General features: G+C 52.7%; 23 protein-coding genes. 9 read left to right on the top strand and 14 right to left on the bottom strand.

Features of this window, described 5'->3' with window-relative positions; all coding sequences use genetic code 11:
- Nucleotides 1-196 precede the first annotated feature (196 nt).
- On the top strand, nt 197-679 hold the full coding sequence (locus tag PPL9_RS02165; RefSeq protein ID WP_057461102.1) for a hypothetical protein: 483 nt from the start codon (nt 197-199) through the stop codon (nt 677-679).
- A 36-nt stretch (nt 680-715) separates the two neighbouring features.
- On the opposite strand, the gene PPL9_RS02160 is transcribed toward PPL9_RS02165, so the two are convergent.
- From PPL9_RS02160 to PPL9_RS02120, 9 genes are all read right to left on the bottom strand, one after another.
- Nucleotides 716-1,471, bottom strand: coding sequence for an SDR family oxidoreductase (locus PPL9_RS02160; protein ID WP_057461111.1), 756 nt, complete (start codon nt 1,469-1,471; stop codon nt 716-718).
- A gap of 101 nt (nt 1,472-1,572) precedes the next feature.
- Entirely contained in the window at nt 1,573-2,052 is a 480-nt protein-coding gene (locus tag PPL9_RS02155; RefSeq protein WP_057461101.1) for a type III secretion system chaperone, read from the bottom strand.
- A gap of 166 nt (nt 2,053-2,218) precedes the next feature.
- Nucleotides 2,219-2,857 (bottom strand): hypothetical protein, encoded by a 639-nt coding sequence (locus PPL9_RS02150; protein ID WP_057461100.1) that lies wholly within the window; start codon nt 2,855-2,857, stop codon nt 2,219-2,221.
- A 96-nt stretch (nt 2,858-2,953) separates the two neighbouring features.
- Entirely contained in the window at nt 2,954-3,805 is an 852-nt protein-coding gene (locus tag PPL9_RS02145) for an ABC transporter permease subunit (RefSeq protein WP_208989114.1), read from the bottom strand.
- Nucleotides 3,805-4,725 carry an ABC transporter permease subunit gene (locus PPL9_RS02140; RefSeq protein WP_057461099.1) on the bottom strand — a complete coding sequence of 307 codons (921 nt, stop codon included), beginning with the start codon at nt 4,723-4,725 and terminating at the stop codon, nt 3,805-3,807. Before PPL9_RS02140 ends, PPL9_RS02145 begins: the two co-directional genes overlap by 1 nt.
- 52 nt (nt 4,726-4,777) lie before the next feature.
- Complete coding sequence (locus PPL9_RS02135) at nt 4,778-6,145, bottom strand: ABC transporter substrate-binding protein (RefSeq protein ID WP_057461098.1); 1,368 nt, start codon at nt 6,143-6,145, stop codon at nt 4,778-4,780.
- A 31-nt stretch (nt 6,146-6,176) separates the two neighbouring features.
- A complete protein-coding gene (locus PPL9_RS02130) occupies nt 6,177-7,223 on the bottom strand; it encodes an ABC transporter ATP-binding protein (RefSeq protein ID WP_057461097.1) in 1,047 nt (348 codons plus the stop codon).
- 376 nt (nt 7,224-7,599) lie between these two features.
- A complete protein-coding gene (locus PPL9_RS02125) occupies nt 7,600-8,499 on the bottom strand; it encodes a sulfotransferase domain-containing protein (protein ID WP_057461096.1) in 900 nt (299 codons plus the stop codon).
- 179 nt (nt 8,500-8,678) lie between these two features.
- Complete coding sequence (locus PPL9_RS02120) at nt 8,679-9,161, bottom strand: lysozyme inhibitor LprI family protein (RefSeq protein WP_057461095.1); 483 nt, start codon at nt 9,159-9,161, stop codon at nt 8,679-8,681.
- A gap of 742 nt (nt 9,162-9,903) precedes the next feature.
- On the opposite strand from PPL9_RS02120, the gene PPL9_RS02115 reads away from it, so the two are divergent.
- The 3 genes from PPL9_RS02115 (at nt 9,904) to PPL9_RS02105 (ending at nt 15,663) form a co-directional block, all read left to right on the top strand.
- Nucleotides 9,904-11,604, top strand: a complete 1,701-nt coding sequence (locus tag PPL9_RS02115) for a Na/Pi cotransporter family protein (protein ID WP_057461094.1) — start codon at nt 9,904-9,906, stop codon at nt 11,602-11,604.
- A 98-nt stretch (nt 11,605-11,702) separates the two neighbouring features.
- Complete coding sequence (locus PPL9_RS02110) at nt 11,703-14,009, top strand: nitric-oxide reductase large subunit (RefSeq protein ID WP_057461093.1); 2,307 nt, start codon at nt 11,703-11,705, stop codon at nt 14,007-14,009.
- Between the two features lie 304 nt (nt 14,010-14,313).
- The gene (locus tag PPL9_RS02105) at nt 14,314-15,663 is read left to right on the top strand and encodes an MATE family efflux transporter (protein ID WP_280139014.1); all 1,350 of its coding nucleotides are present in this window, start codon (nt 14,314-14,316) and stop codon (nt 15,661-15,663) included.
- A 9-nt stretch (nt 15,664-15,672) separates the two neighbouring features.
- Here the strand turns inward: PPL9_RS02105 and PPL9_RS02100 are convergent, their stop codons facing one another.
- Nucleotides 15,673-16,512, bottom strand: a complete 840-nt coding sequence (locus tag PPL9_RS02100; protein ID WP_057461109.1) for a helix-turn-helix transcriptional regulator — start codon at nt 16,510-16,512, stop codon at nt 15,673-15,675.
- A 126-nt stretch (nt 16,513-16,638) separates the two neighbouring features.
- Between PPL9_RS02100 and PPL9_RS02095 the strand changes: the two genes are divergently transcribed.
- Nucleotides 16,639-16,875, top strand: a complete 237-nt coding sequence (locus PPL9_RS02095; RefSeq protein WP_057461091.1) for a DUF2061 domain-containing protein — start codon at nt 16,639-16,641, stop codon at nt 16,873-16,875.
- 16 nt (nt 16,876-16,891) lie between these two features.
- Here PPL9_RS02095 and PPL9_RS02090 read toward each other — a convergent pair whose 3' ends face one another.
- From PPL9_RS02090 to PPL9_RS02080, 3 genes are all read right to left on the bottom strand, one after another.
- Entirely contained in the window at nt 16,892-17,302 is a 411-nt protein-coding gene (locus PPL9_RS02090; RefSeq protein ID WP_057461090.1) for an NUDIX domain-containing protein, read from the bottom strand.
- Nucleotides 17,303-17,374: 72 nt separating this feature from the next.
- Entirely contained in the window at nt 17,375-18,013 is a 639-nt protein-coding gene (gene prfH / locus PPL9_RS02085) for a peptide chain release factor H (RefSeq protein WP_057461089.1), read from the bottom strand.
- Nucleotides 18,010-19,167, bottom strand: a complete 1,158-nt coding sequence (locus tag PPL9_RS02080) for an RNA ligase RtcB family protein (protein WP_082596463.1) — start codon at nt 19,165-19,167, stop codon at nt 18,010-18,012. Before PPL9_RS02080 ends, prfH begins: the two co-directional genes overlap by 4 nt.
- Before the next feature lie 288 nt (nt 19,168-19,455).
- On the opposite strand from PPL9_RS02080, the gene PPL9_RS02075 reads away from it, so the two are divergent.
- The gene (locus tag PPL9_RS02075) at nt 19,456-20,490 is read left to right on the top strand and encodes an NAD-dependent epimerase/dehydratase family protein (protein ID WP_057461088.1); all 1,035 of its coding nucleotides are present in this window, start codon (nt 19,456-19,458) and stop codon (nt 20,488-20,490) included.
- Nucleotides 20,491-20,494: 4 nt separating this feature from the next.
- On the opposite strand, the gene PPL9_RS02070 is transcribed toward PPL9_RS02075, so the two are convergent.
- Nucleotides 20,495-21,610: an FAD-dependent oxidoreductase gene (locus PPL9_RS02070; protein WP_057461087.1), complete on the bottom strand. Its 1,116-nt coding sequence runs from the start codon at nt 21,608-21,610 to the stop codon at nt 20,495-20,497.
- Nucleotides 21,611-21,733: 123 nt separating this feature from the next.
- On the opposite strand from PPL9_RS02070, the gene PPL9_RS02065 reads away from it, so the two are divergent.
- The 3 genes from PPL9_RS02065 to PPL9_RS02055 all read left to right on the top strand — a co-directional run bounded on the left by PPL9_RS02065 (nt 21,734) and on the right by PPL9_RS02055 (nt 24,558).
- Nucleotides 21,734-22,177 (top strand): MarR family winged helix-turn-helix transcriptional regulator, encoded by a 444-nt coding sequence (locus PPL9_RS02065; RefSeq protein WP_057461086.1) that lies wholly within the window; start codon nt 21,734-21,736, stop codon nt 22,175-22,177.
- Between the two features lie 92 nt (nt 22,178-22,269).
- A complete protein-coding gene (locus PPL9_RS02060; RefSeq protein ID WP_152986567.1) occupies nt 22,270-22,659 on the top strand; it encodes a hypothetical protein in 390 nt (129 codons plus the stop codon).
- Between the two features lie 396 nt (nt 22,660-23,055).
- Nucleotides 23,056-24,558: an NCS1 family transporter gene (locus PPL9_RS02055; protein WP_082596461.1), complete on the top strand. Its 1,503-nt coding sequence runs from the start codon at nt 23,056-23,058 to the stop codon at nt 24,556-24,558.
- The last annotated feature ends 33 nt before the right edge of the window (nt 24,559-24,591 follow it).

The raw sequence follows: 24,591 nt of genomic DNA, 5'->3' as shown, positions 1-24,591 counted from the left end.
GTGCTGGCATGCTGTGATCCTCCCGAACAGAGTGAATCACAAATCGAAGTTTTGGGGAATCTCATAGATTCAAACTTTGATCGAAACGCTTTAGCGCACCGCCTTATTCCTTAAGGTGGTGCGTTCTTTATCTCTCCGTTTCGCTAACACCTCAATTTGAACTGCATGTGCAACCAGTTTCGGTTAGAGAAGAGCTATGGCTCAAAAGACGAAAATTGGCCGCCGTGTGGGTGGTTGGCTCTATCTACATCGCTCTGGCGTTGATTTCCTCCCTGCGGAGGACGCTGAACGACTGGCTCAGGTCGTGGCACAGCATCCGGACACTCCATGGAACCTGTGCAAAATCAGCAAGGACAAAGTCTCGTTGCTGCATTACGAGGACTTTGAGATCTCCGGTTTCCCGGCTTTGCTCCACTCCATCACGTTTGATCTTGCAACCCAGACAAGCAAGGCCATCGACTATTCCAAGCGTGAGAACCCGCCAATCCTGCATCGCAAAGAACTGCTCCTGCCGGAAGACGCCCCCAACATCCCAATGTATGCCGCTTTAACAAAGGCCGCCGAAGAGGCAGGTCTGTTCGAAAAACCCTCAGGCATTGGAACGCGCAAGGCGTGGGAAAAACGCATTGCTGATGCCGGGTTGAAGTTGGAAGGTCATCAGCTGCTGACAAGCAGGTAAGAAGGGAGGCCGCGCCTCCCTCTGTTTCACATGGATTTAAACCAGCCGGATTGAAACGCCGCCATCGGCAGTCATTGCGCTTCCCGTCACAAAACTGGACCGGTCCGAAAGCAGAAACAGCGCGGCTTGGGCAATCTCTTTCGGGCTTGCCATGCGTTTGAGCGGATGCAAGCCTGAAATGAAGGCATGTCCCTCCGGATCATCCCCTGCCATTGCTGTTTTGGTACCGCCGGGGAGCAGCGCGTTGATGCGGATGCCATCTGGTCCATGGTCTGCGGCCAGCGATTTCACCAGCCCAACCAATCCGGCCTTGCTTGCGGCGTAAGCCCCCATGCCCGGCATGCCGCTGTTGCAGTGCCCCACAAAGGAGGATGTGAACACAATCGCCCCCTTTGTGCGTTTCTTCAAAGCCGGAATCTGTGTTTTGGCCGCATAAAATGCGCTGGTGAGGTTGGTTTGCAGTACATTTTCCCAGTTCGCGCTGTCCATCTCTGGGATCGACTCCATGTTCCCCACAGTGCCAGCATTGTTGAAGGCCCCATGCAGCACACCATAGGTGTTGAGCGCATGTTCCACCAATGCGGAGGCATAGGCCTCATCAGTCACATCCCCTGCAAGGTAGGTGGCTGATCCGCCTTTTTTCGTGATTTTATCTGCCAATGCTGCCAGCTCTGCTTCACGTCTGGCCCCAAGCACCACGTTGGCGCCTTCATCAACAAACAGCTCGGCTGCTGCCGCGCCAATTCCGCTGCTTGCACCCGTGATGATGATCGTTTGTCCGTGTAACTCCATGTTTTCCTCCAGTGGTTGACTGGAGGTACTATTGGCATCTGCGCGGACAAAACCCACCCGATTTGCGAGGTTCCAGATCTTTGAGATCTCGCCTTCATCACTTAAGGCATCAGATACTGCATTTGAGAGTTTAAGCTATCGACTGGCACATCCTGTACAGGCACAGGCTCATCAGAGGGAAACTTTGCCAGCTCCACCAGTTCATGCACCCAGAAACTGGTGTACTTCACGAACAGTTTGACGGTTTCTGCAAACTCTTCAACTGACAGATTGTCGACCTGAATGGCCTGGGTCAAAAGTACTTCAGAGCTGCGCTGGTTGATTGAAAGCGCAGCGTGGCCGGTGCCCATACCGTTGTAATTGGCTTCCAGAAGGTGCAGGTAGAGGGACTTGGGGACGTTGTTCAGGCTTGCCAAACGGCTGTTGAGCCGGACCACGTTTGCGTTGAAATCCAAGACCTGAAAAAACACCTCAATCTCACCATCAACCGTCAATGAGCAAATATTCTCTGCGTCTAGTTTCAGGTCCAGCAACCCTATCGTCTCGCCGAATTGCCTGAGTGTGTTTTCAACCATTTCCATTTGTCGCCCCTTAATTTGTAAGTGATCTGCTTTTCCTACCCGCAGACCGCGCGAAACCCGGTATTTCCAGAGCCTTCACGAAAAGACGCCGCAAACACCAAGTGCTTTAAAATGTGAGAGGATGCCCTGGCAATCTGCGTTGCCTTTCCTCTCATGCGTGAACAGATTACAGAGTGAGTTCTGTCTTGACGCTCCTCAGCGCAGATGGAATTTCACTCATGATGTCATCAATAAAGTGGATTTCTGAACTCAGGTCCCCAACGGACATGAGACCGCCTTTCACAAGTCCTTCAAAGACATGAAGCGCACGCTCGGCATGGGCAGAATGGCCGCGCACCAGCCGATCACCATCACCTTTGAAATCATGCAGGCGAATTGCATCACGCTCCTGCGCCGAAAATTGAGAGGCCGCATTTTGCAGCTGTTTTGAAACAAACCCACGTGGGTTATTGGGTTCCAATTTTTCTGCGGCGTGGTGCAACTTCGTAAAGCTCTGATAAGCCTCAGCTAACCTGCCGTCTTTTAAATTGGAGAAAACGGCGGAAACAGCTGAACTTGCAGCTTCTTGCCGGCGGTCTGCCGCCGCATCTGCGTCGGTTTGGCTCCACACAATCTGCTTGGTTGCCATGCCTTCAAAAAATTCTGAAATCTTGCTCGTTGTGCTGTTCGAGCCTTCGCTAATACGCGTTTCGTTGGATTTAGAAACAGTGTGACCACCCAGCTCTGCCGCCTGTAGAGCTGCCGGTGCATTCACTTCCAGCGGAGCATGGTACGAGGTCGCTCCGCCAACTGAAATACCCGTCATAATCTAATGCCTAAAGTTCTTCCCATGGCTTCAACGTACCCAAAGGCTCACACTTCAGGTGTGTTGAACGAGACAGATCTCTAATTAATTTAGGTATTACTCAGCTAACGGATAGCTGCGAATAAAGCGATCTGTGAAAATCAGCAGGATGATACCGGGCACAGACGCGATGAGGGCAATGCCTGCTCCTGTTGCATCCAGTGCACCGCCGGATATTTTTGCAAACAGCAATGTCGGCAGAGTGATGATCTGCCCCTGCCCGATGAAAAACGTAAGCAAAAACAGATTGGTTGAGACCAGAAAAGTGAATAGGCAACCTGCAATCACTCCAGGAAGGATCATCGGCAAGGTCACGCGGAAGAAAATCTGTCGGCGATTGGCACCAAGAACACGTGCGTGGTCCTCTGCTTCCGTTCCATGCCCCTGATAAACCGCCGTCAGCATGCGCACCATGTAAGGGATGGTTGGGATCAGATGCACCACAATGACGCCTGCATAGGTGCCAGCAAAGCCGAGCGCAATAAAGATCATCAATAGAGCAATACCAATGGCAGCTTCAGGTATGAGAAGCGGCAAAGCGATCAGAAACTCAAGCTGGTTTTTGCCGCGAAAATTCCGCTGTGCCAGCACGCGAGCAGCTGGCAGACAAATGAGCAAGCACAACAGAGTCACTGCAACGCCGATACCAAGCGTGTTGATGGTCGCTTCTGCAACGCGAGAACTTGGCGAGAACACATAGTCCCATGCCAGTGGAAACGGAGAGCGCTCCCGTTGCTCATGCCACCAGACAGTTGGCAAAATGTTCGGCCATGCCCAACGGAAGGCCAAAGACTGGATGATCAGCGGTGCGAACGGTGCGATGGTAAAGGTTGCCATGGCCAACACGAGCAGGCGTTGCCATGGACTGATGGACTTTATGTCCCGGAGGTTGGAGCTAGAACCGATCATCAGACGCGCCCCCTTGCCCGCTCATATCTGCGGTAGCCCAACAGGTAAACTGCGAGGAAGATGCCGGAAACCAATGCCAGTGAAACGACCACGGCCATGCCCTGCAACTGGAACGCATAGTTGGCATCCTGAAAATACCGCCAAGCCAACACAGGCAGGGTATCTGGATAACCACCACCCAGAATAAGCGGTGCTTCAAATGCACCGATGTTGAACGCAAAGCAAATCAGCGAGGCAGAGACAATGCCCGGCATGATTTGTGGCAGCGTGACACGCCAGAAAATCTGTCTGGAGTTTGCACCCAGCACCATAGCAGCTTCCACCGTATCCTCGCCTTTTCGAGCCAGAACGGCGGAAAGAGTGAGCGTCATAAACGGCACCTGCTTCCAGACATAAACAGCGATAATCCCGCAGCCTCCATGGGTTTTGAGGATCTGTACAAACTGAGCCGGATCATCAATCAACCCAAGACCTGCAGAGATGCGCGAGAGCAGCCCGCCATTGCCCAGCATCACCAGCGCCAGTGCAATGCCAACGGTGTACGGCACCATAAGTGGCAAACGGATGAGTGCCCCAAAAACCCGCGAGGCTCTGAACTTCTTGGACAGGGCTATGCTGAGAGGGATCGAAATGACGAGGCCAATCAGTGTTGCTGCAAACCCGTAATAGAGCGTCAGACCCAATGACGCCCAAAAGTCAACGGAGAGCCAGAGGCGTTCAAAATATCGGGTTGTTGGAAACTCATTGATACCAAACCACGGCGCATAGCCAAAGCTTTGCAGAATGCCCAGCACGACAGCTCCGCCAAACAGCCCCAGCAAAACCACAAGCAAAGGCATCACCTCAGCAACATCACGCAGATTCTGCATGAGCGCGGGAGATGCGGCCGTTTTGGAGTTTACTGGAAGTGCCTTGGGCATCAGTTTTCGTTTCATAAAAATGGATGGCAGAAAGCCGCCATCCGCAAAAATGTTAGTTGTTCAGTTCGCCGGAGACCTGCGCAACAATATCTGCCAGGGGCTTATCCTCTTTGCGCTCGATAACCGCCAACCAGGTGGCTTCGATCACATCAACAAGACTGGCGTTGGTGTCTGGCGCGATGTTGTCGTCCAGCTGTTGTTGAGTCACGCCGTAATGTGGAGGCGCGGAAGCTGCAACTTCTGCCGTTTCTTCTTCACTCAGGCGCCACAGATCCAGACCAACAGGCATGCCTGCAGTTTTCAGCTTGGAGGCCTGCGCTTCAGCCGAGGAAAAGTAGTTGATGGCCACAAGAGCTGCTGCCGGATGTGGGCTGTTAAGTGGAACGGCAAGGTAGTTCTTGTTCTTGATCATATTGCCAGCCGGGAAGATCATCTCTTCCGCTTGTTCCGGATAGGCACCGGTGATCAGGCCATTGTGATTGCCAAACACACCAAACTTGCAATTGAAGTGCACTTCAGAATTGAGGAAGAGATTATCGAGTTCACCAGAATTCTCAGCATAACGTGGCTTGCCGGAAGCTCCGCCTAGTAACAGTGGTTCGATGCTTTTCAGGTACTCAATACCCGGCTCCATCAGGCGTGCCAGCTCTTCGCCGCCCATCTCTTCAAAACTCTGCTGGTAAGGCGCAGCCCCGGTGCCGTCCGGATTGTGCGCATAAAGGACAGACTGCACAAAGGTGTTGCCCAGATAATGCGGAGGCTTCACATAAGTGAACTTGCCCGGATTGGCTTCCAGATAGGTCTTCAGCTGAGCAAAGGTCGCTGGTGTGTTTTCTGCAGAGACGTGGGCGCGGTTGACGGAGCACACATACTGCTCACCAGACCAGGGCATTTCCTGAAAACCGGTTTCAACGCCAAAATCACGCAGGTTGAGAAGTGAGCGCGGATCGCTCTCATCCCACTCAAAATTCACTGAGTTAGGCAGGCGGTTGGCAAAAGCACCCCACAGCGCATTTTGCTGCTTGAGGGAGTAAAAGTTTTCGCCGTTGACCCAGACCAGATCCACACTGCCCTGTTCTTCACCGCGACCTGCTGCCAGTTCGGCAATCACCACATCTACCGTATCTTTGGTTGCTGTGATGCGCACAGGGTTCAGCTTCACCCCTTCGGCGGCCAATGCCGGTGTTGCTACCTGATCAACCCACAGGTTGATGATGTCGGACCCGCCCCAGTAATAAAAGTTGACGGTGCCTTCATCACGCGCTTTGGCGGTGACATCTTCCCACCCCAGATTGCCCTTCAGAAACTCACTGCGGAACATGCCCGGAGCGTCTTCTGCCTGCACAGCGCTGCTCCAGCTGACAACAGCGAGCGTGCTTGCAAGTAGCATCTGTTTACTGCGTGATTTTGTGTTCTTCATAAATTGCCCCCAACCGGTTCTTCAGCCGCTTTTACTGCAGCAGCCAAATTTGCTCTGGCGGTAAGGTCACGGTGACCGCATCGCCTGTTTTTCTTTTGATTGTAGATGCTTCCTCAACGGTCAGAGATCCCTCTCCCACCTGAAGCGTGTAGCGCATCATCGCGCCAAGAAACTCTGCTCGTGTGATTGTGCCGGAGAACGCATTTTTCTGCGGTGCTTCGCGGCACTCTTCAATCTGTATGCTTTCAAACCGCAGCATAGCCTTTGATGGCTGTTTAGTGCCAAGGCCTGATCCAGCTCCCAGCATGAGCTGGCCATAAGGGCTCTCGATATGCCCATCAGATGTTGGTGTGCATGCAAAGATATTGGAATGCCCCATAAAACGGGCAGTCTGTTCATTGGCTGGACGCTGGTAGATCTCATCAGGAGCTGCAAGATGCGCTATTTTACCGTCAAACATCACCGCAATCCGGTCCGCCAGATCCATCGCCTCAATCTGGTCATGGGTCACCAGCAGCGTCGTCATGCCGTACTCATCATGCAAATCGCGGATAAACTGGCGCATCTCAGTACGCAGCAGCGTATCAAGGCTCGCCATTGGCTCATCCAGCAACAGCACTTCAGGCCTGGTCACCAACGTACGTGCAATCGCAACGCGCTGCATTTGCCCACCAGACAGCTGTGCAGGAAAGCGCTTGGCAAACGCAGAGAGACGGACGATCTCCAGCATCTCGCCCACCTGCCGCATCTGCTCATCTGCTGAAAGGCCGCGCACAGACAGACCAAAGGCTACGTTCTGTTCAACCGTCATATGTGGGAACAGTCCAAAACGCTGAGAAACAAGACCGACTTTTCGCTTCTGGACAGGCAGAGTGGTCACATCCCGCCCATTGAACCAGATGGAACCGGAGGTCGGCTGTTCCAAACCACAGACCATACGCAGGCTCGTGGTTTTACCGCAACCAGACGGGCCCAACAGCACCAGAAACTCGCCGCACGCCACATCAAGATCAATGGCATCAACCGCAGGCGTTCCTGAGAACACTTTTGAGAGGTTTTTCAGTTGAACCTGCGTCACACGGCGCCTCTTCACTCATCTTGATCGGGACGTTTGCGTCCATCTGTTATTATTGTTGCTTTCAAGCTGCAGCGAAACCTGCGCAATAGCACAAGCCTACCCCATAAATCGGAGGAGGTCAGGTTTCTTCTGTCAGTTGAGTGATTTGCATACTATGCCAGTGCGTTACTGACGGTACAGTAAAACCGGCGTGAGTTTAACGTTATGACGGCTATCATACAGGATATCAGCGACTTGCCCTCACCCAAGGCCGCTCAGTTCGCACAGATATGCCGTCAGCAAGCACACTGATCTCCACCAATGCTCCTATTCAACCCCTTATAGAGACATCGGAATTTGAAAGACTGACGGCTTGCAGGCAACACAGAGAACTTGCTCAGGCATCAGCCTTTGCGAAGGCAAACCAGAACTGTTCTGCCACCGGTTTCGTCTGTGAATAGATTTTTCGGAAAGGCGCAGGAAAGTTTGCTTTGGCAAAAGCAATGTCTCCTTCCAGAAAATGCTTGCGATAAATCCCCTCAACATCTTTGGAAAGGACCGCTGCTCGTTTGCCCTGTTTGCAATAATCAAGCGCGCTTTTGAGCAGTACATTGCGCAGCCCAGTGTCCTCAATAACGGAAAGCTGCGGAATAACAGATAGTCCAAGTTCATTCAGACCTGAGTTGGCCCGGTGACTGAGATCATCCGGCTCCAGCAGTTTCTTCTCGTAAAACTTGTTTATGAGATCAACATACTCAACCGGATGCTTCTCCATCGCCTCCTGAGGCAGATACGTGACAGAAATCCGCTCTAGTTGCTGTGCAACGCTTTGCCATGCAAACGAGGGAGTGACTGCCTTATTTGCAAATTCATGAAAGGTTTTGGGAGTGCCATGCCACGACAGGCAATGGCGAAAGAACGAGACCAGGAAATCGGTACGGTTTCGCACGGTAACCAGCGTTTTAACTTGCACACCTCGTCGTTGCAGTTCTTTCACGAGCTGAGAATAACGTTTGACGTTAGGATAGAACTGTTTATGGGCGAACGCCTTTCCCATGAGCCTTTCGTGAGAAATTCGATAGGTGTCTGTCTCTGGCTTAGTAATTGCTTCCTGAAAAAGGTCTGCCAGTTCCTCTGCTTTGGGCTTGATCATACGGTTTTCATAGAGTCGCATAAATGAGCTTGTTTTAAAGCTTGCACAATCATCAAACAAATCAGGGTGCTTGGAGTAGAGCTGCTTTTGCAGGGCAGTTGTACCGGTTTTATGCGCACCGATATGGATCAGAACCTTCTTCATCAGCAAAGACCTTAAGGCGTATCCCTGAAACGCGGGGTCGGATTTCAAAATGGATTACGCGACAGATTTTGAAACGAGCATCCGTTCAGCCTAACCACATTGGCCTGTACTGCTATTCCCGAAAATTAGCCCCTTTAAAGAGAGAGGCCATGTTCATCAGTGAGCCCTCTCAATCCTGATTAGTGCGGGCCGGCTTCGACGAGAAATTGCTGGAGCTGCAGGCTACGCACCGCAGTCTGGTCTCCCATGCAAACAGACATGGCGAGCGATGCATTGCTGCCTCCCTCATAAATCAATGCATTCGCGGAACACGTGTCATCGCGAAACTTGATCCAGTTGCGTTGCGCATTCTTCAGGCTGGCTTTCATATTGGTGCTGGCCACCTTCATAATCTCAGCATACGCAGTGTTGAGGCGCTGGTCCCAAACCATATACTCCTGCACTGCGCAGAAAATCATGTGGCGGTTTTGGTACTGACTGCCGATACACTGCTCCATCACCTCTCCAAAGCAAGCCATAGCCGGATAGCCACCGCCCTTCTCTTCTACACACTTTGCGATAGTCGCGGCCTGTTCCTGCGTTGGCTCATCAGCAGCCTGCGCGAGAGAACAGAGTGAAAGAACCAACGAGAGCGAGAACAGAGACGTGCGCATAAAACTCATAGAAACCTCAAAGTAATTTTCTCTATAAAAAGTGATAGGTGATCTACTATGAGAAATTACTAAACCAACTCTCTGAGAATAGCCTAGTCATTCTCCGCAATACCTCGCAGATTTCCCATCATAGTTACATGACAAACGCGTTTGGTTTGAAACGCCACACAAGATCGAAGCGGGTCATTCAACTTGATGCGCTTTTGCAGTCAGGCCTCAAATCTGGGCGAAACCGAGTCAATTACAAGAAGTGCTGATCAAAAAGCACCATATTACGCTTTTGTGAGGGGTTGGGGAAAACGCACGTCGTGCGCATTTTGTGCATACTGTTTCCCAATGGTTTGCCAACTAATAAATATTCAATTATTTCAGAGCCTTGAGAGAGTTCATAAAATTCCACCTCATAAGTTTGCTGTGATCACGCAACATCTCAAAAAACGCAATTATTGCGCAAATTTCTCGTCATAATTGAGCTAAGCATATTGAGTTATTGGCATAAGTGTCTTAAGTTATTTATTAAATCATTGAGGTGGCTAATTTGGTTGCCGGATCGATTTCAAGAATCCGCTAAAGCTCCCAAGGCACGCGAGCGATCCCTTGCTTCCCTTCTCGTCCAAACGGGGAAGCGAGAGATCTCGCATATTCTGATAGTCCGACAACTCCTGCTTAAAGACCTTTGCCGTGCATCACGACAACTGCGTTTAAGTGAGCCTCCTATTAATAACCGCGAGAGCTGAATCCGGAGGCTGTGATGGGCAGTTTTGAAATACTTCTACACCTTGCTGCCGGCATTTCCCTATTATTTTGGGCCACCAGAATGATCCGGACAGGCGTTGAGCGAGCAGTTGGTCAAAAATTCCAAGGTTGGATGCAGCAGGCTTCTAAAAACCGCTACACCAGTTTCACAACCGGCTTTCTAGTCTCCATCATCTTGCAGAGTGCAACGGCCACAGCCATTCTTGCGCGCGGGTTCATCAGCAAAGGCTCCATTACGCTGGCAGCTGGTCTTGCCATCATGCTTGGCGCAGACCTTGGCTCCACCATGGTCGTTCAGGTGCTCTCATTGGACCTCAGCTGGTTGCTACCGGTTTGTCTTGTTGTTGGTGGCGCCCTGTTCTCGCGCGGCAGCACACGCACCATGCGCCAGACGGGCCGCATCATCATTGGCGTGGGGCAAATGCTGATCGCACTGTCTTTCATCGGCATGGCCTCCGAGCCCCTGCGTGAAAATGGGGCTCTGCCAGTTATCCTGAACCTGCTGATCGGTGATCCATTTGTTGCGATCATCACTGCAGCTGCTTTGACCTGGCTGCTGCATTCATCCGTTGCAGTGGTGCTCATGATCATGACACTGGCAAGCACCGGCGTGCTGCCGATGGAAGGTGCTCTGCTCTTCATTTTAGGCGCAAACATCGGTTCCAGCATTATCCCTCTGGTCCTTACCATGAGCGATAGTGCAGATGTGCGCCGTGTACCGCTTGGCAATATGATCTTCCGCGTGGCCGGTGTATTGATCACTTTGCTGCTGATGCGCTTTGATGTGTTCACCATCGACATGCTGGGCGATGATCCGGCACGCGCGATCGCAAACTTCCATAGTGGGTTCAACCTTGCTGTTGTTCTGCTGGGCATTCCAACCATTGGCCTTGTCGCTCGGCTGACCAAACTCATTATCTCTGATAGCGCAGGCCAGTCTGACGAAGATGCTGTTATGGAGCGCCTCAGCCTGCTTGACCGCAAGTTGCTGGAAACCCCCGACCTCGCCTTTAACGCCGCTACCCGTGAAATGCTGCATATGAGCGAAAAGGTGGAAGCCATGCTGCGCGGTGTGATGGTGGTGTTTCGCGGTGATGATGCAAACACAGCCAGACGGTTGATGAAGATGGATGACGAGATCGACGATCTGCACCGCTCCATCAAAGAGTATCTGACTGATGTGACCACCAAGTCCATGAGCGACGAGGACTATCAGAAGTATACGGAATTGATGAACTACTGCGTTTGTCTGGAACAGATGGGCGATGTCGTCCAGCGTAACCTGTTGGTACTTGCAGAGAAAAAATCCGGCCTCAACAAAGAGTTCTCGCAGGAAGGCTGGAAGGAGATCAAAGACCTCCACGCCGCAGTGCTGCAAAACCTGCAACTCTCTCTACGAGTGCTCATCACTCGCGATGCTGAGCTTGCGAGGGATCTGGTTGCTCGCAAGGTTCTTGTGCGTGAACTGGAGTACAAGAGCCGCGATGCACATCTGCGCCGCCTGAGCCAGAACCGTCAATCCAGCCGGACAACAAGCTCCATTCATCTGGAAACCATCAGCGATCTGAAGTACCTGAACGCACTTTTGACCACTGTTGCCTACCCGATTGTTGAGGGGGAAGGCGAACTGCTGCGCAGCAGGCTCACCAACGAGCCACAGAAAAACCCGGTTAGCGCCGTACCAGTGGGCACATAAGCGCCTCTCCTAACTTTGAGGGAGGCACGGCCGAAGTCAGATTGATACTCTGATTTGAAACGCAAGCCAGTGTTTCCCCGAGGTCAGGAGCTACAAGCATGTTTGACAAGGACTATGATGTAACCTTTTCACTCAAACGGCTTTGGATATTCCTTGCCGTTGGCATGGTCCTCTCATTTGGTGTTCTGCTCTTTTTTGGCGCTGAAATTTACCGCTTGAAACCGCCGATCCCGGACATGGTGGTCTCGGACAATGGCGATATCATCTACACTAAGGATGACATCGAAGAAGGCCAGAATGTCTGGCAGTCTCTGGGCGGTATGCAGCAGGGCAGCGTCTGGGGGCATGGCAGCTATGTAGCGCCGGATTGGTCCACCGACTGGCTGCACCGTGAAGCACTGGCTCTTCTGGATGTTTACCACCGCGATCGGGTTGGCTCTGGTTACACCCCACCAAGCGATGAGCAACGGGCCTTCCTTCAGGTCCTCATAGAAGACGAAATGCGGCGCAACCGCTACAACCCTGCCAACGAAACCATCACAATTTCAGATGACAGGGCAATTGCCGTCAGTCAGGTGGAAGATCACTTCACAAGGTTATTTTCATCCTATGACAACATCGACGGGCAAAACCTTCGAGACGATTACGCCTTCCCTCCCAACATCCTGATCACACCCGACCAAGCTCAAAAACTCTCCGCCTTCTTCTTCTGGACCTCCTGGAGCTCCGTCACCAACCGGCCAGATGATACAATCTCCTACACCAGCAACTGGCCTCATGAACCACTGGTCGGCAATCAGCCCACCGGAGCAGCTTTCATCTGGACCATTGTCAGCATCCTTCTGCTGCTCGGCTGTGCAGGAGCCCTGTGCTTCTATTACGTGCGCCAGTATGATTTATGGCGCGAGCGCATTGTGCCGGAAGGCGGTGCAGCAACAAAGAACCCGCTGGCGAATGCCAAACTGACACCATCCATGCGCGCGACAGCCAAATACTTCTGGGTGGTTGTAGCCTTGATGGTTGCTCAGGTGGCTCTGGGAATTCTCACCGCTCACTACGCCGTTGAAGGGCAGGATCTCTATGGCATCCCGCTGGCGGAGTTCATCCCTTATTCCATCTCACGCACCTGGCATACTCAGCTGGCTGTGTTCTGGATCGCAACGGCCTGGCTGGGCACAGGCCTTTTCATGGCACCGTTACTTTCCGGCAAAGACCCAGCCTATCAGACGCTTGGCGTCAATTTCCTTTGGCTCTGTCTCATCATTATCGTCGTGGGCTCATTTGCTGGCGAATGGCTCGGGGTCAATCAATTCTTCTCCCGCACGATGAACTTCTGGTTCGGTCATCAGGGCTACGAATATGTTGATCTGGGGCGCTTCTGGCAGATTTTCCTGTTCATCGGCCTGCTGCTGTGGACTGGTCTGGTCCTGCGTGCTCTCTATCCCGCGTTGAAGGGTGGTCATAACCGCAGTCTCATTGCTCTCACACTGTTGTCCGCTGTTGCCATTGGTTTGCTTTACGGCGCAGGCCTGCTTTGGGGCCAGAACACTCATATCAGCGTCATGGAATACTGGCGCTGGTGGGTGGTTCATTTGTGGGTTGAAGGCGTCTTTGAGGTGTTCGCGACAGCCATCATTGCACTCATTTTTGTGAATCTGAAACTGCTTCGCGCCTCAACCGCAGCTGTCGCCGTCATTTTCGCCACCATCATCTTTATGGCCGGCGGTGTGCTGGGCACATTCCACCACCTGTACTGGAGCGGTACTCCAATCGGTGTGCTGGCGCTTGGGGCGGTGTTCTCGGCGCTGGAGGTTGTTCCTCTGCTGGTTATCGGCTTTGAGGCCTATCAGACCCACAAGCTGGAACAGAACACTCAATGGATCAACCACTACAAGTGGCCGCTTAACTTCTTCGCCTCGGTTCTGTTCTGGAATCTGGTTGGCGCTGGCTTGCTCGGCTTCTTCATCAATCCACCGCTGGCGCTCTATTACATGCAAGGTCTCAATTCCACACCAGCCCACGGTCACGCCGCCATGTTTGGCGTGTATGGCCTGCTGGGTATTGGCCTCATGTTGTTCTGTCTGCGCTCCCTCATTCCAGACAATCGCTGGAGTGACAAGTGGCTGCAGCAAGCGTTCTGGGGGCTCAATATCGGCCTTGCCATGATGCTTGGGCTCTCGCTGATCCCGCAAGGGATTTACCAGGCCTACATCAGCTTTACTGAGAGTTACTGGCTCGCCCGTGCACCAGAAACGATCCATGGTCCGGTTATGACTGCATTGGTCTGGGCCCGTGTGCCCGGAGACATTGTCTTTAGCTGGGGTATCTTTTCAATCGTCATGTTCATGTATCGCGCTTACTTTGGCGAACCAGTAAATGAAAAAGAACAGACGGCAAAGGCTTAAGGCCTCAAACGCACTCTCATGCTGAGCAAGTGCTTATAAAGCCATAAAAAACAGGCCTCGCCTCATTAGCCGGCGAGGCCCGAAAACGTAGCGGCCTACGCCGTTTGTGGCGGAGTAGCAACACATACTCTCATTCATGTGTATAGCCATGTGCATTGCGTAAAAGTGTATCTACAACTAGAAAGAGCTATATATACTGGCCACGATTTTTAGTTTTATTTCCGTAAGGTACATTTCTTAGTTGCTTAGATTTCCGCTGTTCCATCATGAACTGACGCGGGTTCTGCGCATTTCAGGTCCTTTGATGCTGGCCATGTCCGGCAGAACTCTGATGATGATCGTAGACCGACTGTGTCTCGCCGCCTATTCCGAACAGACCCTCACGGCCTCTGGCCCGGCGGTCTTCATGGGCATGTCCGCAATCTCCTTCTTCTCCGGCGTCACCCAGATTGGCCGATCAGTCATTGCAGAAGCTTATGCCCGCAGCGGAATAGAAGCGGCACACAAGATGGGTGGCAGACTGTTTGCCGTCGCAATCCTGTGCGTATTGGGTCTCATCCTCACACTGCCTTTACTGATGAACCTGTCACAGTTCAGCTCAAGACCGGGCGAAATCATTGCACTGGAGAATGTTTATCTCAGTTGGGCCATGCTGTTCGGGTCCATCATGATCCTTGATGGCGCAGCGAGTTGCTATTTTGGCGCTGTTGGAAACACACGCCTCATTTTTAAGGCCAGTATTGCAGGCCAGTTGGTGTCCATGCCCATGACCTATGTTCTGGTGTTCGGGCTCTATGGATTTCCCGAGCTTGGCATGGCGGGTTCCGCCATCGGCACAGTGCTTGGGTCCCTCGCTGTGTTGGTTGTCTATCTCACTCAAACACCTCGCGCCCTGCGGGTTGCAGCGCTGAATGAGGCGAAGGCGTTGATCAGTAAATCACGCCGGGCTTTTGAGGTGATTGCGCTCTTCAAACGCGGTGTTCCTCTGGGCGCACATGATAGTACGGATGAGATTGGCAACACCGCCATTATCTGGGCTGTGTCCATGGTGGGGGCCACCGCACTGGCGGCCAACAACTTCAACGTCATTCTCAATTATGTCGGCATCATTCCGGTGATCGGCATTGCCAATGGCGCGACGATCCTGTCCTCACAAGCCATTGGCCGCAATCAGTTTGAGCGTATTCCCAAAATTGCCAGCGCCTCCCTGTTCGTGGCGTTTTCCTACGTAGCAGTCGTGACGGTGCTGTTGCAGAGCTTTGATCGGGAAATCACCTCTCTGTTCTCGCTTGGCAATTATGGGCAGGACATCTTCGAGCTGTCAGTCTCCGTCACCTCACACATCTGGTATTATGCGGTAGCTTTTGCTGTTTCCTTCATCGCCAGCGGCATGTTGCAGAGCTTTCACCAAAACACATATGTTTTCAAAACCCGCATCCTCACCATGTGGTTTGGCAGCGTCCCGGCCTCCTATCTGATTGCTTACAACTGGAGCATTGACGAGGGTGCGCTTCAACTCATCTGGATCTCTCTGAGCACATTCGAGCTGGGGCTCGGTCTGCTGTTCACAGTCAAGATCTTTTCTTGCCTGAAAGAGCACAACCTGCCCGAGCCTGCGTGGGAGACAGAAATTGAGAGAACCGAAGTGACTTGAGCAGCAGATCTACGCGATCAGGGTCTCCACATAATCTGCGACGTCTCTGGCATCCACAGAGGCCTCGCGGACAAGCCAGTCGAAATGATCAGTGAGCGAGCTGACCCTTTCCGCTTCACGAAATGCCAGATAGCACTGCCCCACATAAACCACCGCCAGATTTGGTCCGAAGATGGTGATCGGCGCGCTGAAGACTTTGTGCGCATCAAAGAGAAACAGGCGCAAGCGAGGGAACATTTGGCGGCAGGTATCTGCCACAAATTTCAGCTGCTCAACCCGCGTTTCCTTATTCAGATGAGCATAATAGCCAATGCCTTGCGCGCAGGCTTGTATCTCATGAAGCGGGATGGCGATTTCATAATCAGACTGGCGCGAGCGCAGCCAGTCCAGCTGTCCGCTGATAGACCCAACCACCTCTTCAGGGTCCAACCCGCGAAATGAGGCATACTCCCACGCCAGCATACGGTCTGTTTTTAAAATGTCAGGCAGTGTGGCTGGCACATGGCGCACTTTCAGTCCGGTTGCTTCCTTGTGCCAGTTGAGGATTTGCTCATCAACGGAGGATCGCTCCGCCGGGCTCAAGGCCATTGCAGCTGCAATGATATCACCCGGACGCTCTGGCCTGTTGGTGAGCCCTAACAACCAATCCGCACTCACGCTGAGCGAGGCTGCCAGATCGGCCAGCAACTGGCTGTTGGGCAACCGCGGGTTTTCATTGTTCAGCAACTGACCAACGGTAGAGCGATCAACACCTGCATTGCGAGCCAGTTGGCTGCGCGTCACATCGGCCTCAGCCATCGCTTCAAACAACCTGTTTCGAAACAAAGTCGCTCTGTCGCGCTTGTCCATCAAAATCACCATTGCAGATTATAATCAACAAAATGAATTTATTGCAGCTAATTTACCCAATGTCCAATCTGCATTTTCTCCGGTAGCAACGAGAGTAGGAATTACATTCTTACCTGGACATCTTATATGGACACTGCTTCACGCATTTTTACAAAATCAGTTACCTGGCAAGTCATGGGGCTTTTCTCTATGACGTTGATCGGATTTGTTTTTACGGGCTCCATCACGCTCGGCGGCGGCATTGCTATCGTCAGCTCCATCCTCGGCTTCATCTTCTACTTCCTGCATGAGATGGTTTGGTCCAACATCCAGTGGGGCCGCAAAATCACCGAGACAAACGCACAGCAGGATACCCAGAACTGACTTCACTGGGCTGTCCTCACAGCTCTCCTCTTTCTCTCAGCACGTCAAAGACTTCCCGATACTCAGGAAATGCAAGGTCAGGCAGGCTGACAGCTTCCTCAAAACCCACCCACCGCAGTTCGGTATGCTCATCACCAAGGTTCTCTGTCTCACCCTGCCATTGGGTCACAGTGAACAGGTGAAAGACAATTGCGTCCTGCGGATCGTCAGCTTGTGTTCTGAATTCGGTGATTTTTGCAAAGGCTTCTGCCTGAATGCCAGTTTCCTCTTTCAGTTCACGTAAAAGAGCCGCCTCCAGTTTCTCCCCGGCTTCAACATGACCGCCGGGGAAACTCCAGACATTCGCGAAATTCTGCCGTGCTGGCGACCGTAAGCCCATGAGAACATGGTTGTTCTGCAGCAGCAGCCCATTCACAATATCAGTCATTATCGGATCTCCCCCAAGGCGATTCTGAGCCACGAAGTGCCAGTTTAAAGAGGCACTCCGTGGTTGTTCAAATCAGATTTCCTTAAAGCGTACCCCTTTAAAGCAACGCACAGGATTTCCGCGTTCCAGTTCGTGATGGAGTTGTCGTTGTGATCTCCGCAGGCGGTCCTCCTCTGTCACAGAAAGACCCGCAAGTTTTTCCTGCAAGCGCTGCACAGCGAGTTGCTTGTTGCGGTGTTGCGAGCGTTCATCCCGAGCCACGACAGTGAGGCCTGTAGGCACGTGGGTCGCACGCACCGCGCTTTCGGTCTTGTTTTGATGTTGGCCACCCGGCCCACCAACGCGCAACGTCTCAAACCGAAGCTCATCTGGTTTCAGCTCACCGCGTTCCTCTGAGAGGGGCGGCAACTCAAACACACCGATGAACCAGTTCTGCCGTTTGTGGTTGGGGCGAAACGGGCTCTGGAATGTCCACTTGATTGTGCCATGCCATGATCTGGCGAAGGCCTCGTTGCCGCTGCCTGAGAGCGTGACTTCAACAGATGCCGCGTCTGAAGACATACCGGAGATCTCAGGATCACACACCATGGAAAGCCCAAGCTTTTTCGCCGCTTTTTCCATGGCACCAAGTGTATGCCGAATGGCAAGCCTGCATTCAGCAGGTCCGTCACCGGATGTTACCAGCAAGCGCAAAGATGCATTCTTTGTCATCGTTTGCCCCTCCGCTCATCCGCACCACGTGCCGTCTTGAACGTGACGACAGGTGTCATCACTCCAACACACGTGGCAAGCTGTGCCTCAACCAACTGATTGAGCACATCCTCAGAGTTTTTGTAGGCCTGCGGAGCTTCTTCCACGAGGAGCTGCTTATCCTCACAAACAACGCGCCCACCATAAGACGTGCGCGCCAAAGCATTGCGAACAGACTTCTGCTTTGCGATACGCCCATGCATGGACGCACGATCATATTTACGCCCTGCTCCATGTGCCAGTGAGGACAGTGCCTCTGGAATGTTGCCGGATGGTTTCAGCAAAAAGCTCTTTGCATCGCGAGAGCCTGCCAGCGGGACAAGATCCACATCGGCTTTGGCTGCTCCTTTGCGGTGAAGAAACGCATCACCATAACGCTCTACGAGGTTATGGCTGCTGTCCACCACCAGCTCCACATCGCAGCGCAGAGCCGCCGCTGCCCGCTCCGCAATCACTTTGCGGTTCAGGCTTGCCCATCGCACAGCAAGGTCATGCCACTTGAGATAAGCGTGAGTGCGCTCCTCCCCAGCTGGCATCCCTTCCGGGCCGAATGCTGCATATTCTTCAAAGATGCTGGCTCCCAAGGAGCGGGAGCCGGAATGCACGAAGAGCAGAACGTCGCCTTTTGAAATACCAGCTCTCGAGGCAAGGTCTGGATCCGGCGTCTCTGCCAGAACCTGCACCTCGCAGAAATGATTGCCCCCGCCGATTGTGCCGATGGCATTGGGAGCCAGATCCTCTGGTAAACCAGCAGAACGTAAATGCGCCTGTCCCTCTTCCAGATCAGAATAATCCTGAAGCATACGCAAACGGTCCGCCAGTTTTTGCGGTTTTAGTTTGTGAGCACTGAGGGAGGTGCGAAACACGGTCATGCCGCAGCCAATGTCATTGCCGATCATGTGCGGATGCACGCGATCAGACAGGATAGCGACACCGACCGGACCGGGGTGAAGATCAGGAAACGCGGCGATCTGTTTAACGGCTTCAAGCTCAGCGAGTTTGTTAAGTTGGACTTCTGCATCCCCAAGGATCCAGGCGGAAGTCCCATAGAATTTATGGATTGGCGCAGGCGCACAGGCAGCGCGGGTCGCGCAATCCAAGCGTAAATTGCCCATAAGAATGGCCTATAGTTCTTGAAAGTATTTCCGAGCAATGGCTCGAAAGAAGATCCTAAAGGCCGCTAGCGCTGGCTCTAAGAAGGATCAGTGCCCTTTTAAGGGCGAAACGCGGAAAGACATGGTTCGCTCCAAACTGTGCTGCGCACCAATTGCTGCAGCTGAGGGCTGGGGAAATAGCAGAGGGAAGCCGCTACGTCAATGTGACTATCCTCGTCAATCCGAGCACCGTGGCTGGACAACCACATCAGGACGTCTAGGGTACTTTGCAAACAGGGGGAGGCAGTCATGCGGGTTTTGGTCGTTGGAGGCACCGGTTTTTTGGGCGGCGCAATTACGGATGCGCTTGTCAGTGCAGGCCATCAGGTTGCCGTGCTGGTGCGCGGTAGCACCAAACGATCAATACCAGAGGGCGTTGAAGCAATCACAGCTGATCGGTACGGTGATCTTAGCGCTTTGAAACAACATACGTTTGACTGGGTCTTTGACACCTGCGCCTTCTCACCTGATGCTGTGCGCAGCTTGCTTGGTGCGCTCGGAGATCAACTGCAGCGCTATGTGTTCATCTCCTCAATTTCAGCCTATGGCACATTTGCAAAACCGCACCTGAATGAACAAGACCCTGTACCCACTGCGACTGAGGATGATCTGACCGTTGCTCAAGGCCTTTCATCTGCAGAGCGTAGTTCAGCGGCTTCTTACGGCGCGTCTTATGGTGCCCTCAAACGGGCATGTGAGCTTGCTGCAGAAGAAGTACTTGGTGAGCGGGCAACCTCCTTGCGCGTGGGCCTGCTGGTTGGCGCTGGAGATTACACGGATCGCCTGACCTGGTGGGTTCGCCGCATCGACCGGGCCACACGGCAAGACCCTGCGGTCCCAGCCCCTGCTCCGGCCTCAAGACAAGTGCAGATGATTGACGTGCGGGATGTGGCTGATTTCGCGCTGGCCTGTGCGCAGACCAAACGCGGAGGCATCTGGAATGTCACCAGCCCTCCGCTTCAACTCGGTGATCTTCTAAAGGCAATTATATCAGAAGCGAACTCCCCTGCTCGCCTGCACTGGGTGGAGGAAGAGCATATCATTGATGCAGGCATTCAGCCGTGGACCGATCTGCCCGTCATGATGCCCTCCCTTCCAGACTACGCCCACTTCATGAACGTGGACACCACCCGTGCGCAGGCAGCCGGTTTAACCTGTCGCCCACTGAACGAAACACTCGGCCCGCTGCTGGCGTGGGACCGTACCCGGCGCGATACAGCTCTCAAATGCGGTTTGACAGCTGATCAGGAAGCAGCTCTGCTCAAGCAACACACCACAAGCTGAGCGTCTACGCCTTGGCAGCAGCACCGAGCGCTTTGCGGTACATGGGCACCAACATGGTTTTTGCCTTTGCCATGCGTGTGAACCAGCTGGCTTTTACTGTACCGATTGGTGGCACATCAGAAACACCGGTTTGACTGCCAAGGGTGACGACCATCATGTTATCGTTGGTTTTCGGCTTGTAGTTCTTCAGCTTGGCCTGCGGGTTCTTCAAAATTTGCAACACGTTATGGGTCACAGTTTTCACATGACCGCGCACATACAGTGCCTTCTTCACTTCATCAATCCCAGCGATGTCACCCAGCACAAAGACGCTGCTTTTGCCCTTCATCTGGAACGTGTCTTCAACCGCAATATAGCCGCGTGTATCAAGCAGATGAGCAAGATCCTGCTGCATGTAATCCGTATTCGGCTTGCCACCTACACACCAGATGATCAGGGCGTAATCTACCACCTCGCCGCTAGAGAGCTTGGCTTGCTCGGCCTCAGCCTTCAGTGAGCTGGATGGCGCAGGTGAAAGCACGCGTTCGCCCAGCATAAACGTCACCCCGCGCTGCTGCAGCACTTTCACGGCATGGTTTGCCGTCTTGCGGGAGGTGCCTTTGAGGACTTCACCGCTGGATTCCACCAAGACAACAGATTTTTGCGGGAACCGCTCGGTAATCTCACCTGCCATCTCAACCCCAACAGGGCCACCGCCAACGAGCAAGATTTTCTGCGCAGACTCAATCGCACTATGGGTCGACTTGAACGCGGCGTGTCGCTCCTTCGTTGAGCCAGAGGTCGGGCGGATCAGCTCTGAGGGAAACCGGCTACCTGTTGCCAGAATGGAGATATCAGCCTCCAACATATGCTCAGCACCATCAACACCGATGACATGCCCGACTTCACCAGTAAACCGCTCCAGCTTGCCGTGAATGAAGTCCACGCCCTTCAAAAACGAATGAAATGGCATAACCGCCTGGTGCACATAGTCTGGCTGCACCGCCACACGGGGCATGGCCATTGGCACCTCAAAATAATCAAGCGAGCTGACAAGCTTCACATTGGCATGCTTTGAAAGCTGGGTTGCAAGGGTCGCTCCGGCGATTCCACCGCCATAAATCACAACTGACTTGGACATGTCTTTACTCCGTTCTGTTGCGCTTTATATACTACAATGATTTAATAGTTCAATATTATAAATATTACTTTTTTAAAGCAAACCTGATATGACGCCACCTGCAGATTTGAGGACGTGAATGAAATGAAAGACTTACCGGCAAGCATGCTTGTGCTTTTCCAGTTTCAGGAAATTTTGGGACGTATCCATAAATCCTACTCGGAATACGCTGATAAGCTCACACCGACAGAAACCAATATGCTGCTGCATCTGGGCGAACCGGTGCGCATGGGCAAACTCGCAGACCTGCTGTTCTGCCTGCCCTCCAACGTGACTGTGCTGGTTGATAAGTTCGAGAAACTCGGTTTGCTGCAGCGTCAACGTTCCGCAGAAGACCGCCGCGCCATTGAGGTCGCACTGACGAGCAAAGGCCAGGCGCTACGCACGCAGACCATCAAACACATTTCAAAGGTCATTGAAGAGCAATCCGGTCTTGAGCAGGAAGATTTTGAGAAGATCTTCAGCGTACTGAAGCAGAAGTCTATGATTGACGGTTCTTGTGGAGCCTGCCCTTCAGGGGAGAGTTAAGGTTTACCCCGCCATCTCGTCCGCTTCACAAAACCATTCTAACTGCGTCTCCTGAATGCCCAAGGTTGGGCCAATAAGAACAGGAGAACCAAATGAAGCTTTCACGAATGATTCTGGGCGCGTTTCTCGCCTCAACAATCGTAGTTTCTGGCGCGCAAGCGGCGGTCTACATTGGAGACAAACTAGCGACGGCGGAGCAACTGGCTTCTAAATCCTCCGACAGCGATAAAACCACGATCGCAGAAACGCTTTCCAATTCCGTTCAAGAGTCTATCACGAACGGCTACAACTCCATCGGCAACACAGACCTGGAGATCACCAAGGGCTGGCACAAAGGCGGCAACTTGCCATTCGACAGTACGTTTGAGCACGTCACGGTCCAAGTCTACAAAAATAATGAGTATGTTAAAACCTGCCATGCCTACTCTTTTCAAACTAAACTGGATGGTCCGTATCAGGCCAGTTGCGTAAAACCAAAGTAAGTTATCCATCTGACAGCGTGTCTCTATTCCTGCTGAGGTTTAGGGGCACGTCCCACAAGAGTTACATCAATCAATACTTTTACCAATTGATCAAAAAACTTAGTTTTGAAGTTTTATTCGCACCTGATAAATATTTTCACTCTAATACTTTTGCGAAAATCTAGTAAAATTTGCTCTGACCTACTTGCGCAATACATATTTTCAGGTTAGTTAGCCGACTTTAGCAGAACAATCTCATCAGGCTGTATTCAGCCTCGCAGTGCATGTAGTGCAACTACCGGCAAACGGTAATGTCATTTCTACTTCTTGCTGTGAGCGCTGCTTTTGCACGCGCATACTTGCGCCCTGCTAAGGTTTACTGTCTCAAAAAAGTTAATATACATCAGGATCTAGAACATGGCACAAACCCAAGTTATGGATGAGACTTCACGCGGCCAATCCCGCCTCATGGAGCCAGCCATCCTTCCCGTCTGGCTTAATCAACGTGCCATCTCCAACCGTGGTTACATTGGACTTTGGATCTCGATGGCAGTGATCATCGCAACCTTCCAGCTGGGTGCTGGCGGCGTGGCGGGTCTCCCTCTCCCAATCGTTATTGCAACAATCTTCTTCGCCAACCTGTTGCTTGGCATCGTCATGGCGATGACCGCCGACATCGGCACCGAGCACGGCATTTCCTTTGCAGTTTACCTCCGCGCCCCGTTTGGCACTGTGGGCACGCACATTCCCTCCATCACACGTGGTGTAGTCGCGGCCATCTGGTTCGGCATTCAAACCTACCTTGGCGCGCTGGCGCTAAACGGTATCTTCTCTTACCTCACCGGGTTCGATAACTGGGTGGTTTGGTACATCGGGTTTGCCGTGCTGCAGGTGGCCAACACCGCCATGGGCATTCGCGCTGTTGAGCGTCTTGCGAAAATCGCCGCTCCAGCCATCATGGCAATCTCTGTGTGGATGTACTTCACACTCGACAACCTTGCCACAGCAAGCGGAAAAGACATCTGGTCCTTTGCTGGCGATGCGGAAATCTCCATCGTTGCCCTCTTCGTTGCCAACATGGCCTTCTGGTCCTCACTGGCGGTGGACATTCCAAACATCACGCGCTTCCTGCATGTTGAAGCTGGCACCAAGAGTTTCTTCAAGCGCAACAAGAATGTGTTTCTGGCGCAGTTCGTCGCCCTGCCAGTCGTACAGAGCTGGATCGCGCTGATCGGTGCGGTGTCCTTCATCGCAGCTGGTGACTGGAACCCGATCACCGTTATTCAGGGCCAGGGCACTGGCATCACGCTGGTGGTTCTGCTGGTTATGGTGGTGCTGGCGCAGTGGTCCACCAACACAAGCGCCAACCTCATCCCGGCAGCACTGACCTTTGTGAATGCAGGCGCTCCATGGATCACTTACGCCATGGGTCTGGTTCTGGCGGCCATTGTGGGTACGCTGGCAATGCCTTGGCTGATCCTTGATCACCTCTTCACATACCTTGGCCTTTACGGCGCCATGCTGGCAGCGCTGGGTGGCATCATGATCTGCGATTACTTTGTGATCCGCAAACGCCGCCTCAATGTCCCAGAGCTTTATGAGGAAGACGGCCAGTTCAAGTACATCGCGGGCTGCAACCCGGCTGGTCTGATTGCATGGGCTGTCGGTGGTGCTCTGGCGATCTACGTGATCGACCTCTCCTACTTCGTCGGCTTCTTCTCCGCCTTTGCGCTCTACTGGGTGCTGATGAAACTCTGGATCCTGCCAAAGTTCAAGCAGGATGAACTGGTGCATGCAGATGATGAGAAGTATCTGGCAACCAGCGTCAACCGCAACTGGGTGTATCTGGATGGTCAGGGCATGGTGAAAATGGATTGCGCCAGCATTCCGGACCATGCACTTTCTCGCGAAGATCTGTAGACCCTGCTGAAGCTTACAAATGAGAACCCCTTG

It is taken from the genome of Pseudovibrio sp. POLY-S9 (genome assembly GCF_001431305.1).
In the GTDB taxonomy this organism is placed as follows: Bacteria; Pseudomonadota; Alphaproteobacteria; order Rhizobiales; family Stappiaceae; genus Pseudovibrio.
Note: the sequence above shows the minus strand (reverse complement) of the source record. Positions and strands in the feature narration are given on the sequence as shown.

What these genes read in the sequence shown, in the direction of transcription:
- PPL9_RS02080 (WP_082596463.1), bottom strand. Translation starts at nt 19,167, where the DNA reads ATGGGCAATTTACGCTTGGATTGCGCGACCCGCGCTGCCTGTGCGCCT.
- PPL9_RS02150 (WP_057461100.1), bottom strand. Translation starts at nt 2,857, where the DNA reads ATGACGGGTATTTCAGTTGGCGGAGCGACCTCGTACCATGCTCCGCTG.
- PPL9_RS02155 (WP_057461101.1), bottom strand. Translation starts at nt 2,052, where the DNA reads ATGGAAATGGTTGAAAACACACTCAGGCAATTCGGCGAGACGATAGGG.
- PPL9_RS02100 (WP_057461109.1), bottom strand. Translation starts at nt 16,512, where the DNA reads ATGGACAAGCGCGACAGAGCGACTTTGTTTCGAAACAGGTTGTTTGAA.
- PPL9_RS02110 (WP_057461093.1), top strand. Translation starts at nt 11,703, where the DNA reads ATGTTTGACAAGGACTATGATGTAACCTTTTCACTCAAACGGCTTTGG.
- PPL9_RS02125 (WP_057461096.1), bottom strand. Translation starts at nt 8,499, where the DNA reads ATGAAGAAGGTTCTGATCCATATCGGTGCGCATAAAACCGGTACAACT.
- PPL9_RS02135 (WP_057461098.1), bottom strand. Translation starts at nt 6,145, where the DNA reads ATGAAGAACACAAAATCACGCAGTAAACAGATGCTACTTGCAAGCACG.
- PPL9_RS02120 (WP_057461095.1), bottom strand. Translation starts at nt 9,161, where the DNA reads ATGAGTTTTATGCGCACGTCTCTGTTCTCGCTCTCGTTGGTTCTTTCA.
- PPL9_RS02055 (WP_082596461.1), top strand. Translation starts at nt 23,056, where the DNA reads ATGGCACAAACCCAAGTTATGGATGAGACTTCACGCGGCCAATCCCGC.
- PPL9_RS02105 (WP_280139014.1), top strand. Translation starts at nt 14,314, where the DNA reads ATGCTGGCCATGTCCGGCAGAACTCTGATGATGATCGTAGACCGACTG.
- PPL9_RS02090 (WP_057461090.1), bottom strand. Translation starts at nt 17,302, where the DNA reads ATGACTGATATTGTGAATGGGCTGCTGCTGCAGAACAACCATGTTCTC.
- PPL9_RS02070 (WP_057461087.1), bottom strand. Translation starts at nt 21,610, where the DNA reads ATGTCCAAGTCAGTTGTGATTTATGGCGGTGGAATCGCCGGAGCGACC.
- PPL9_RS02065 (WP_057461086.1), top strand. Translation starts at nt 21,734, where the DNA reads ATGAAAGACTTACCGGCAAGCATGCTTGTGCTTTTCCAGTTTCAGGAA.
- PPL9_RS02145 (WP_208989114.1), bottom strand. Translation starts at nt 3,805, where the DNA reads ATGATCGGTTCTAGCTCCAACCTCCGGGACATAAAGTCCATCAGTCCA.
- prfH (WP_057461089.1), bottom strand. Translation starts at nt 18,013, where the DNA reads ATGACAAAGAATGCATCTTTGCGCTTGCTGGTAACATCCGGTGACGGA.
- PPL9_RS02075 (WP_057461088.1), top strand. Translation starts at nt 19,456, where the DNA reads ATGCGGGTTTTGGTCGTTGGAGGCACCGGTTTTTTGGGCGGCGCAATT.
- PPL9_RS02115 (WP_057461094.1), top strand. Translation starts at nt 9,904, where the DNA reads ATGGGCAGTTTTGAAATACTTCTACACCTTGCTGCCGGCATTTCCCTA.
- PPL9_RS02165 (WP_057461102.1), top strand. Translation starts at nt 197, where the DNA reads ATGGCTCAAAAGACGAAAATTGGCCGCCGTGTGGGTGGTTGGCTCTAT.
- PPL9_RS02095 (WP_057461091.1), top strand. Translation starts at nt 16,639, where the DNA reads ATGGACACTGCTTCACGCATTTTTACAAAATCAGTTACCTGGCAAGTC.
- PPL9_RS02060 (WP_152986567.1), top strand. Translation starts at nt 22,270, where the DNA reads ATGAAGCTTTCACGAATGATTCTGGGCGCGTTTCTCGCCTCAACAATC.
- PPL9_RS02140 (WP_057461099.1), bottom strand. Translation starts at nt 4,725, where the DNA reads ATGCCCAAGGCACTTCCAGTAAACTCCAAAACGGCCGCATCTCCCGCG.
- PPL9_RS02160 (WP_057461111.1), bottom strand. Translation starts at nt 1,471, where the DNA reads ATGGAGTTACACGGACAAACGATCATCATCACGGGTGCAAGCAGCGGA.